This window comes from Desulfobacter sp. UBA2225 (assembly GCF_002348205.1).
GTDB classification, from domain to species: domain Bacteria; phylum Desulfobacterota; class Desulfobacteria; order Desulfobacterales; family Desulfobacteraceae; genus Desulfobacter; species Desulfobacter postgatei.
Map to the genome: position 1 here is coordinate 1 of NZ_DDYV01000253.1, position 2,141 is coordinate 2,141.

Consider the following 2,141-nt stretch of genomic DNA (forward strand, 5'->3'; position numbering starts at 1 on the left):
GCATTCCCCGGCTTTTGACATCCACCCCGAGAGTCTGGGCAAGAATGCCGTGTCAGCCCGTTTCTTGGATGACCGGCATAGGGCAGCATAACCGGGAGGTATGCATTTCGATCCAGATCCGATACCAATGCATGGATCAAGGTGGTTTTTCCGGTCCCGGAAGGGCCGCACAGTGCGGTGCTTTTGCCATGGTGCAGCAATCGTTTTATAGTATCGAGTTTTCGCAGGTCCTCCTTGGGCAGCAAGCGTTTGCGCCGTTCATAGGTGTCGGCAAAGGGATGGTACTTCCAGCCAAAAAAATCAGCCATGGGCGTCTGTTCTATGATATGGGTCTCTTGCATGATTATCTCCCTCTATATGCCTTTTGGATGGGATCCGTTGGTTTGGCCGGTTTCATTTCCGGCCCGTACCAGATGCGGTCAAGGTTCCAGGGCATAAACCAGATGTGGAGGCGTTGACCGGGCAATGCGTCTGCCACTTCATAGGACCGTCTTTTAAGNNCGAGGACAAGGGCCGTCAGAAAAGTGTTCTGCAGGCTGGCTAAAACGGCCAACGGACCGAACAGACTATAGTTTTCGCTCACGGAAGCCAACGTCTCCACTTCATAGGACCGTCTTTTAAGCCTGACGGTATTATTCAGGTAAACCTTGCACCGGCGCTTCATTCTGAATAAAGGCTCGATATCAATTGTTTCCGGCAGAGGGATGCAGACACTTTGATGGCCAAGGCGCTTCTGCAACGGGGTCATACCCAGGCTGCTGTGAATACGCCGATGATAAGTCGACAACCATTGTGAAAAGGCCTTGTTCAACCCGTCCAGAGTATGGGCCGGGGCGTTTTCGCCCTCAAGGAACTGATCCCGGCCGGTCCGGAAGAATCGTTCCACTTTACCCCTTCCCCTGGGTTGGCCCGGTGGCGTATGGATCAGATGGATACCCAGATTGGGACAGACAACTTTTAGATGCTTGCTTGCGTTTTTGGCTGTTCACTCTGATCTTGGGGCCGTGAAGGAAGTCTGCCGTCCACATTTGGCCAAAGAACGGATATTGAAAAGGCTTTGCCGGATCATGCACAGTTAGATGAGGATCTCGTTGAAGGTTGCATGTCCGGGTAAATCGATAAAGCGTGGAACGAGCTGGAGACTGCATATCCCAAAGTTTGTCCTGAACAAGCTGTTCGATCAAGCGGGCAAAGGTCCACCTGGGATGCTCTTGCCGCAGCTGAAACAAGCTGTCAGAGATCGCCTTGGGTACGGCATGATGGGTACCGGTATTTTTTCTTTGGGTATCGTTTAACGCCGGGAGTCCGCCGTTCCGATAACGATAAAACCATTTTCTGAGAGTTTCCGGCGAATAGGACACAAATTGACCGTCAGGACGGCGATACTGAACACCGGCGATTCGGATCAGTGCCTCTTCCAGGGTCTCTACCTCTTCATTTCGATGAAGAAGGATGCTGATAATACCGTATCGCCAGACAGCGAGATCGGCAGGGTCAGGTATTGGCATAGCCACCTCCTTAATTGAGGGTTTAAATTGGTGGTATATCAGCATAACCAACTGTAATTTAACAATGTATGTTTTGTGTTGATGGCAATTTAACCCATCTTCCAGGGAAGAAACTCTGGGAAAAATCCCTGGTAAAGTCCGGCCAGAAGGAGGGCGGATCCGGCCCCCCATTCGGCAACAGTCTTTTCCCGGGAAAACCAGGGCATAAATTTTTGACAAAAGATCCTGAGGCGTTTAGCCACACCCCGAGTGCACCCCAAGAATCTTGCTGTCTGTGCCTGGTTCATTCCAGTGGTGACCAGGGCTGCACAGCAGCATATCGTCTCAAAGGTGTGACGGACGACCGGCATCATGGATTCAGGAAGAACAGAAAAACTTTTCCATGGGCACAGGGGGGATTTGCACAAATAGCGCTGAACCCTGATTTCTGTGTCGTCTCGGGGATGATTTCGCGGATAGGTTCCGTTACGGATGGTCAGGGAGCTCGAACAATGGCAGCAACGAACCTGTTGTTTTTCCTTGGCAGATGACTGATTTCTTATTATGCTTTCTTTCATAAGCAGGGTCGGGGTTGTGGTGGTGATGGTTTTGGCGAACTTAATCTATACCACAATCCCCCCCCCCTCTTATCCC

General features: G+C 51.1%; 3 protein-coding genes and 1 pseudogene. All 4 read right to left on the reverse strand.

Going from position 1 to position 2,141, the window contains the following annotated elements; genetic code table 11:
* A pseudogene (locus tag B3D59_RS12575) lies at nt 1-341 on the reverse strand (hypothetical protein); the annotation flags it as partial.
* 2 nt (nt 342-343) lie between these two features.
* On the reverse strand, nt 344-886 hold the full coding sequence (locus B3D59_RS12580) for a hypothetical protein (protein WP_286820180.1): 543 nt from the start codon (nt 884-886) through the stop codon (nt 344-346).
* A 1-nt stretch (nt 887) separates the two neighbouring features.
* Nucleotides 888-1,508 carry a helix-turn-helix domain-containing protein gene (locus B3D59_RS12585; RefSeq protein WP_286820181.1) on the reverse strand — a complete coding sequence of 207 codons (621 nt, stop codon included), beginning with the start codon at nt 1,506-1,508 and terminating at the stop codon, nt 888-890.
* An 89-nt stretch (nt 1,509-1,597) separates the two neighbouring features.
* Nucleotides 1,598-2,065 (reverse strand): transposase, encoded by a 468-nt coding sequence (locus B3D59_RS12590; RefSeq protein ID WP_286820182.1) that lies wholly within the window; start codon nt 2,063-2,065, stop codon nt 1,598-1,600.
* Nucleotides 2,066-2,141 lie beyond the last annotated feature (76 nt).

What these genes read in the sequence shown, in the direction of transcription:
- B3D59_RS12590 (WP_286820182.1), bottom strand. Translation starts at nt 2,065, where the DNA reads ATGAAAGAAAGCATAATAAGAAATCAGTCATCTGCCAAGGAAAAACAA.
- B3D59_RS12585 (WP_286820181.1), bottom strand. Translation starts at nt 1,508, where the DNA reads ATGCCAATACCTGACCCTGCCGATCTCGCTGTCTGGCGATACGGTATT.